This is a genomic window from Streptomyces sp. NPDC046900 (genome assembly GCF_040644975.1).
GTDB lineage: Bacteria > Actinomycetota > Actinomycetes > Streptomycetales > Streptomycetaceae > Streptomyces.
On the sequence record NZ_JBEYXD010000170.1, the window covers coordinates 1 to 8,291 of the forward strand.

General features: G+C 66.8%; 6 protein-coding genes and 3 pseudogenes. 3 read left to right on the plus strand and 6 right to left on the minus strand.

Annotation, left to right across the window (positions count from 1 at the left end):
• The 4 genes and pseudogenes from ABZ904_RS49605 to ABZ904_RS49620 all read right to left on the minus strand — a co-directional run.
• Positions 1-172 (minus strand): annotated as a pseudogene (locus ABZ904_RS49605) (ergothioneine biosynthesis glutamate--cysteine ligase EgtA); the annotation flags it as partial.
• Positions 173-233: 61 nt separating this feature from the next.
• The gene (locus tag ABZ904_RS49610; protein ID WP_361830775.1) at positions 234-422 is read right to left on the minus strand and encodes an N-acetyltransferase; all 189 of its coding nucleotides are present in this window, start codon (positions 420-422) and stop codon (positions 234-236) included.
• Entirely contained in the window at positions 386-679 is a 294-nt protein-coding gene (locus ABZ904_RS49615; RefSeq protein WP_361005080.1) for a hypothetical protein, read from the minus strand. Before ABZ904_RS49615 ends, ABZ904_RS49610 begins: the two co-directional genes overlap by 37 nt.
• A 46-nt stretch (positions 680-725) precedes the next feature.
• Positions 726-1,643 (minus strand): NADP-dependent oxidoreductase, encoded by a 918-nt coding sequence (locus ABZ904_RS49620; protein WP_361005098.1) that lies wholly within the window; start codon positions 1,641-1,643, stop codon positions 726-728.
• Positions 1,644-2,132: 489 nt separating this feature from the next.
• On the opposite strand from ABZ904_RS49620, the pseudogene ABZ904_RS49625 reads away from it, so the two are divergent.
• Positions 2,133-3,305, plus strand: a pseudogene (locus ABZ904_RS49625) (IS3 family transposase).
• Between the two features lie 87 nt (positions 3,306-3,392).
• Here ABZ904_RS49625 and ABZ904_RS49630 read toward each other — a convergent pair.
• Positions 3,393-4,061, minus strand: coding sequence for a TetR family transcriptional regulator C-terminal domain-containing protein (locus ABZ904_RS49630; protein ID WP_361830778.1), 669 nt, complete (start codon positions 4,059-4,061; stop codon positions 3,393-3,395).
• Positions 4,062-4,203: 142 nt separating this feature from the next.
• On the opposite strand from ABZ904_RS49630, the gene ABZ904_RS49635 reads away from it, so the two are divergent.
• Positions 4,204-4,752 carry a carboxymuconolactone decarboxylase family protein gene (locus ABZ904_RS49635; RefSeq protein ID WP_361830781.1) on the plus strand — a complete coding sequence of 183 codons (549 nt, stop codon included), beginning with the start codon at positions 4,204-4,206 and terminating at the stop codon, positions 4,750-4,752.
• A gap of 223 nt (positions 4,753-4,975) precedes the next feature.
• Positions 4,976-7,117 (plus strand): SpoIIE family protein phosphatase, encoded by a 2,142-nt coding sequence (locus ABZ904_RS49640; protein WP_361830784.1) that lies wholly within the window; start codon positions 4,976-4,978, stop codon positions 7,115-7,117.
• 5 nt (positions 7,118-7,122) lie between these two features.
• Here the strand turns inward: ABZ904_RS49640 and ABZ904_RS49645 are convergent.
• Positions 7,123-8,126, minus strand: a pseudogene (locus ABZ904_RS49645) (IS5 family transposase).
• Positions 8,127-8,291 lie beyond the last annotated feature (165 nt).

Sequence of the window (8,291 nt, forward strand, 5' to 3'; positions counted from 1 at the left end):
GTGATACAGGAAGCCACGGTCTCCGCAGCTCGTGGACGAGCCATTCCACCTCGACACCGAGCGAGCGGGGCGGTCCGGTCTTGAAGCAGATGCCGTGTAGCAGGGCCTCAGCGTCGGACTCGGTGATGTACGAGTCGGGATCGGTACAGCCCCCCAAGGCTGTGTAAGCCACGGAAGTCCTCCTTGTTGCTGCTTCGCGGCCGATCCAGGGCAGATGGACCAGCGGTGATCATTTAGGACTGGTGCGACCCTATGGTCGCCCCCGGGTGCTCAGGGTCGATGAGTTCCGAATACTCGGGGTTGTGCTCGATAAAGGTGCGCACGATCGGACACATGCTGGTGACCGTCTTTCCTTGCGTGCGCACGTCGTCGAGGACGCGTCGGATCAGCTCGGGGGCGATGCCCTGCCCTGTCTGCGGCACTCGGGGAACACTGAGGTGGCCAGCAGCACGAGTCGGTCGTCGCTGGCGACGTTGTAGGGCAGGCCGGCGATCTCGGTGTCGCCGACGATGGCCTCGTAGATGCCGGTTTTCTCGTCGTTGACGACGTAGAAGTCGAACGCAGGGGCGTGGGGATCATCGATCACCTCGTCGATGGGGACGGCCTGGTCCTGGCTGAGGGTGCCTTTCCCGTTGGGGTACTCGATGGCGTAGCGGGTCTGTTCGGTTGGCTCGGTCATGGGGGTATTCCTTCGTTGCTTGCTGGTCCGGGGGTACGCCGGGTGCTTACGGGCGAACGCGGATGATCGTCTTCCCCTTGACCCGCTTGGTCGGGTTGAAAGCGGCAACGGCCTCGTCGAAGTCCGCGACCTGGGCGATGTTCGTCTGCAACCGACCATCCCGGACCCGCTGGACGACCTCACCCAACTGCGTGCGATCGGCCTCGACGACGAAATCGACCGCCAGGCCTTCCTTCGGCTGCACCTCGGGCGGGCCGGCGATCGTCACCAGCCTCCCTCCGGCTCGGACCAGGCCTGCTGACCGCTTGCCGATGTCACCGCCGATCACGTCGAAGACCAGATCGACTCCGCCAATGTCTTCCAGTGCCTCGTTGTCGAGGTCGACGAATTCCTTCGCTCCGAAGTCGAGTGCGGTCTGCCGGTCGGGAGCACGTCCGGTGCCGATGACGTAGGCACCGGCCTCACAGGCGAGTTGCGTCACCATCGAGCCGACGCCACCGGCCGCGCCGTGCACGAGGACGCTCTGCCCCACCTCGAAGCGGCCGTGCACGAACAGCCCCTGCCACGCGGTCAGACCCGAGATCGGCAGGCTCGCGCCCACAGTGAAGTCGACATCCCCCGGAAGCGGCGCGAGGTTACGCGCCTCGATGGCCACGTACTCCGCCAGGGTTCCGTCGCGAGTCCACTCCGCGAGCCCGAACACCCGCTGTCCCACCGACAGGCCCCTCGTACCATAGCCAAGAGCGCTGACCACCCCTGCAACCTCGTGCCCAGGGATCGACGGCGTCCGGTCACGGCCGAGCCGATCGGTCCAGGTCCCCGGCCACGTCAGCTCACCGGGGGTGAATCCCGACGCGTGAACCTCAACTAGAACGTCGTTCCCCCCAGCCTTCGGCTCCGGACGCTCTTCCAGCATCATCCCGGCCGTTCCCGCGGCCTGGTCCGTCACAACAATCGCCTTCATTCGGCACCTCCCTGTATCCAGTCTTTGCCTGCGCGGCATGCACAGTCCGGTCGCAACTGGACGATCAAGTCCACATTAGTACGGAGTCATATCGCCCGGCAGACCGGGCCGGCGGGCTCGATTGTCGCCAGAGCCTTGCCCGGCCACAGCCGCGGTGCATCTGCGCGCGACGTCGGCCCCACCCCGTCCACGACGGGGAAGGCCTGTACAGGTTTGGGTTTCTTGCTTCTCATTTGCGTCCTGCAACCGCCGCTCGCTGCTGCGCGCTCCGCCCTGTGGTCCCGATGGGTGCGCCACTGCTTAAGGCGACTGAACAGGACCTTCACGTCCACATTAGGATGGCAGAGAACCGTTCGACAAGCATCAGCGGATGATCCCGTGTTGCGGCGCTGGTCGGCGGGGTTCGACAGTGCGAGCAGTGCGAAGGGGCCCTCCACCTTGATCGTGGACACCGACACTGGATCTTGAGTTCAGGGAGAGGAGTCCCAGGTGGGGACCCACAAGTACTGGGCGGAGTTCCGGGCTGACGCGGTGGCGTTGGCCCGTTCGTCGGGCCGGCCCGACTCGCGCGTTGCCGCCGAGCTGGGTGTGACCCACGAGACGCTGCGGCAGTGGATCAAGACGGCGGAGAAGGTCGAGCGGCCCGAGGCGGTTGCGGCGTCGGCGAAGGACACGGAGATCGCGGCTTTGCGTCAGCAGCTGCGCGAGTTGGAGATGGAACGTGACATCCTGCGCCGGGCGGCCAAGTATTTTGCGGGCGAGACGAACTGGTGAGCCGCTTCGAGTTCGTTGCCGACCACCGCGGCGCCTACGGCGTGAAGCGGCTGTGCACCGTGTTGAACCTGTCGAGGTCCGGGTTCTACCGGTGGCTGAAGACCGCCCCGGCCCGCGCCGCGAAACAGGCCGCGGACGCCGCACTCACCCAACGGATACGCAAGGTCCACGCAGAGTCCGGAAAGACGTACGGGGCCAAGCGGATCACCGTCGAGCTTCTCGCGGGCGGCGTGGTCGTCAACCGCAAACGTGTCGAACGACTCATGCGCCAACACGGCATCCAGGGAGGAAGGTTGAAACGCCGGCACCGGACCACCATTCCGGACCCCGCCGCCCAGGCGGTGCCCGATCTGCTACGGCGCAACTTCACCGCATCCGCCCCCAACCGGGCCTGGATCGGCGACATCACCTATCTGCCCATCGTCGGCGGGAAGTTCCTGTATCTGGCCACCGTCATCGACGTGTACTCCCGTCGCCTACTGGGCTGGTCGATGGCCGATCACATGCGGGCCGAGCTCGTCACCGACGCGCTCAACGCGGCCGTCCGCACTCGCGGCGGCCAGGTGGACGACGTCATTTTCCACAGCGATCACGGGGCTCAGTACGGGTCGAAGGCGTTCGCCGACGCCTGCCACCGGGCCGGAATCCGCCGGTCCATGGGAGCGGTCGGCAACCTCCGCGGACAACGCCGCCGCGGAGTCGTTCTTCGCCTCGCTCAAGCGGGAGATCCTGCCCGACCGGCGCGGCTGGCCGACCGAACGAGTCGCCCGGCTCGCAGTCTTCCGCTGGCTCGGGTTCTACAACCACCGGCGCAGGCACCCCACGATCGGCTACCTTGCGCCGGTCGCCTTCGAACAGAGATCAACTACGCTGGCCATCACTGCATGACAACCGGTGTCCACGATCAAGGTGGAAGCCCCTGCCGTCTGAGGCCGCTGGCGAGGACACGACCCTTCTCACGTTCGATGTGCGGTCTCAGACCGTCGGCGGCTGGCGAACCTGCAGTACGTCGACTTCGGGAGACGTCGCGAAGGTCTGCACGTAATCGATGGCTGCCTGCAACGCGTCCTTCAGCGGGGTGATGTCCCGAGCGACCTGGGCGAGGAGGCTGCCGCCCTGGAATGCGGAGAGAAGCAGATTGGCCAGCTGCGTCGGATCCGCGTCAGTACTGATGCGGCCGAGTCGCTGCATGTGCTGGAGCCCGTCGCGGAAGATGTCCCTCCACTGGTCGAACGCACTCGCGAGCTCATCGTGAACGTCAAGGTCCGTCTTGATGATCTCGCTCGCCAGGGAGCCGAGGCTGCAGCCTTCCTGGAAGGCGCGCTCGTAGCCGACGTAGAAATCCGCCCACGCCCGAAACGCGTCGAGATCGCCGAAGGAAGCGAATCGCTCACCGCGATGGAATGCGAGGACGCGATCGGCCTGCCATGCGATCACAGCCAGGACGAGACTCTCCTTGGTCGGGAAGTAATGGTTGAGCTGTGACCCGCTCACGCCGGCCGCGCGACGGAGCTGCTCGTTGTTCGTCGCGTGGACACCCTTGGTGTAGATGAGTTCCGCGGCATGCTCCAGGATCCGGGCACGCGTCGCCTGACCCTTGTCCGTGAGCTTGTGAGGCACCCGAGCTCGTGTCGTGGCTTCCATACGTCACACGATACCGCAGAGTGGGCTTGACAGCCCAGACTCGGGTGGTGTTAAGTCTGAGGAGTGGGCCGCCAAGCCCAAAAAGTGTTCGGCGTGACCGGGCTCGGCGACTACTCGCACACCTACCGTAGGTTGATCCGCTATGTCACGACTGAACACTCCCTCTCTCGACGACGTCCCCGCGGGCGCACGAGGCATCCTCGACAACTTTGGCGCGCAACTCGGCTTCGTCCCGAACATGTTCAAGACCATCGCGTCGAACCCGACCGTCCTTGACGCCGTCGTGACGCTGCAGGGCACCATGAGTCGCGTTCTGGACGCGAAGACGCGGCATACCATCGCGCTCGCGGTCTCGGAGGCCAACGGCTGCGGTTACTGCCTGGCGATGCACACGTACGTATCGTCGGAACTCGGCGGGATGTCGAGCGACGACATCGACCTGGCTCGCGCCGGGAGCTCGGTCGACCCCAAGCGCGCCGCAGTCGCTCGCTTCGCTCAGCAGGTGGTCGAGAACCGCGGGCGAGTCAGCGACGCGGACCTCGCGGCTGTGCGCGGCGCCGGCTACACCGACCCGGAGATCTTGGCGATCGTCACGGTCGCAGTACAGGCCCTGCTGACCAACTTTCTCAACAACGTCAACCAGACCGACATCGACATCCCCTCCGCCAGCTCGGTCGGTACGCCCAGTTGAGCGCCCAAACCCCAGAGTGAAGATATGGCGATGCGGTCCCCCAGCCGCTCGGTTGTCTGGTGGATGGATAGGTCCGGGGCAGGAGTGATCGAGCTACCGAGCACGGCAGGCCACTGGTCTACCCGGCGAATGCGGCAGGACCGAACTGGCGGGCGGGGTTGATCGAGTCCTCGCTGCGAGGCCGGGGGACATGGAGCCGGGGGGGACATAGAAGGGAAGAGCAATGGCCAGTTCCGCAGAGACCTCAGTCTCCGAGGCTCAGGCGGCCTGCGAGACAGTTGGCCCGGCGATAGCTGTCCTCGACGCGCAGGGGACGGTGGTCGGATGGTCTCAGGCCGCTCAGCGGCTCGTGGGCTACTCGGCCGCGGAGGTGGTGGGGCGGTCCGCCGGTGTCCTGCTGGTGGCCGCTGACGACCGAGCAAAGGCTTCACAGGCCGCACAAGAGAACACCGGCCGGGGCCGCTGCTCCTACCTCGCGCAGGTGCGCCACCGCGACGGCCGCAGCATCGACGTGCGCCTGCGCGTGTCGTCGCTGTCCGGGCAGGACGGCCGGGAGCGGTGGGTGGTCTGTGCGACCGACAAGGCCTTGCTTCCCATGTGGCCGGCCGAGGCCACAGGGGCGGAGCCGCTCCTCGCTACGCTGCCGCTGCCGAGCCGCCTGCCGATCGGTGTCGTCATACGGGACAGGCACCTGCGCTGCATCCGGGTGAACGACACCCAGGGCTCCAAGGACGGCATCCCTCTCCCCAAGCGGCTGGGCCGCAGGCTGACGGAGGCGGCGCCCGGGACGGAAGCCGAAACGCTGGAGGCAGTGATGCACCAGGTGCTGGAGAGCGGCGACCCGGCGATCAACGTGGACTACCGGGCCTTCCTGCCGGCCAATGTGCGAAGCAACCGCATATTGACAGCGTCCTACTTCCGCCTCGACGACGCGCAGGGTCGCGCGCTGGGCGTGTGCGTCGTGAGCGTGGATGTCACCGACAGCCGGCGGGCGCGAGAGCGTCTGGCAATCCTCGGCGAGGTCAGCAGGCGCATCGGCACCACTTTGGACGTCATGCAGACCGGTCAGGAACTGGCCGACCTCGCCGTGCCGTTCCTCGCGGACTTCGCCACCGTCGACCTGGCGGAGTCCGTCCCACTGGGCGAGGAGCCCTTGGCCCATCTCGGCCCACAGGACGGGCACATCCCCGCCTTCCGCCGTGCGGGCCTGGCCTCGATCCACCCGGGAATCCCGGAGTCCCTGTTCGCTCGCGGAGAGCCGGTCTTCGTCCCGCCCATTTCGCCCTTCACCAATGTCCTGCGCTCCGGGAAATCCCACTTCGAGCCGATACTGGACACATCCCCAGGCAGCTGGCTGGACCACCAGGACGCGGCGCGGGCGGAGAAGATCCGCAAGCACGCCATGCACTCGTTGATGGTCGTCCCGATCCACGCCCGGGGCGCAGTGCTGGGCGTGGCCGTCTTCGTGCGGACGGACGACCCCAGGCCGTTCGAGGAGGACGACCTGCTCTTGGCCGAGGAACTCGTCAGCTGGGCGGCGCTGGCCCTGGACAACGCCCGCCAATACGTGCGCGAACGCTCCGCGGCTCTCGCCCTGCAGCGCCTGCTGCTCCCTCACCACGCCACAGGCGGCTCCGCCGCTGATGTGGCCTGGCGCTACCTGCCGGCCGACAGCCACCACGGCATCGGGGGTGACTGGTTCGACGTGATCCCCCTCTCCGGCGCCCGCGTCGCCCTGGTCGTCGGCGACGTGGTCGGACACGGCATCAACGCGGCGGCCAAGATGGGCCAACTCCGCACCGCCATGCGCACCCTCGCCGACATGGACATGCCTCCCGACGAAGTACTGTCCCGCCTGGACGAGCAGGTCATCCGCCTCACCGAGGCGGAAGCCGACCCCCGGCACCCGGCCACCACCACGATGGCCGCCACGTGCCTGTACGCGGTCTACGACCCGGTCACCCGCACCTGCACCATGTCGCGGGCCGGCCACCCACCGCCCGCGATCATCGACCCGCACGGCCACGTCACCTTCCCCGACCTGCCCACCGGAGCACCGCTCGGCCTCGGACTGGTCCCCTTCGAGTCCGTCACCCTGGAGCTTGCCGAAGGAAGCGTGCTCGCCCTCTACACCGACGGTCTGATCGAGGCCCGCGGCCAGGACATCAGCGCCGGCATGAACCGTTTGCGGGCGGCCCTCGCACGGCCCCACCTCACACTGGACGATCTGTGCTCCTCCACGGTGGACACCTTGCGGGCCAAGCCGCCGAGCGACGATGTCACTCTGCTCCTCGCACAGACCCGCTCGCTGAGCGCAGACCAGGTTGCCTCCGGCAGCTCACCCAGTGGGGACTGGAACACCTAGGGAGATCAAGGGGCGGCTCTTGTGAAGTCCTTGATCCAGATCATCGATGCGCGGAGGTGGAGGCCAGCGAGGTAGCTCCCCGGAGTCTTGTCATAGCGCGTAGCGATGCCTCGCCACGCCTTCATCCTGTTGATCGCGCGTTCAACCGTGTTGCGGTCGCGGTAAAGATCGCAGTCGTGGGCGACAGGCCTGCCGCCCCTACTGCCCTTCTTCTTCCGGTTGGCGGCCTGGTCCCTCTTCTCCGGGATGACCGCCTTGATGTGACGTTTCCGCAGGTAGGCGCGGTTACCACGGGACGAGTAGGCCTTGTCTCCGGCGACCGCGTCGGGCCGGGTGCGGGGCCGGCCGACAGGACCGCGCACCCGCACCTTCTTCAGGACGGGGATGAACTGCGGGCTGTCCGCCGCCTGCCCCGCGGTCAGCAGCAACGCCAGTGGGCGGCACTTCCGGTCGGCGGCGAGGTGGACCTTGCTGGTCTGCCCGCCCCTCGACCGGCCGAGCAGGGCAGCCTTCAGTCGGAGCTTGCGCCGGCGCCGGACGCGTCGCCGTTCTTCCCGTTCCGGGCCGTCCGCGGCATCCTGCCGGACTTGTTCTGCCGGGCTGCCCCCCTTTGCCGGGCCTTCTCCTCCTCGGCAGCGGCCTTCTCCAAGGCGGTCAAAGTATCGGAATCGAGATGCATACCGGCGGCGTCATGGTGAACCCGGGCCGTGGTGGAGTCCACGCTGACCAGCGATAAGTCCGCCTCTCCACGCTTCTCGGCCTCCGCGATCAGGCCCTCCAGCAAGGCTTCGAAGACGCCGGCGTCCCTCCACTGCCGAAAGCGGTTGTGGACGGTCGACCACGCGCCGAACTCTCCCGGCATCTCCCGCCACTGCCCGCCCGTCCTGAACCGCCAGATCACACCCTCGAACTGCTGTCGCAGCCGTTGCGGATACGGGCCGTACTGGCCGATCGGCAGGTACGGCTCGATGAACTCCCACTCCACGTCCGTCAGTTGCACTCGCGTCACACATCACGATGTACCGGATCAGACCTCGTCACGTGAGCGAATCCCGAAGATTGATCACAACCGAATACGCGCCCTAGTACTGCAATCACAGTTGTGTGTGGTTGAGTTGGGGTGTGTCTGAGCTCGGGGTGGGGTTGGTTCAGGAGTGGGACGGGGTGTTGGCTG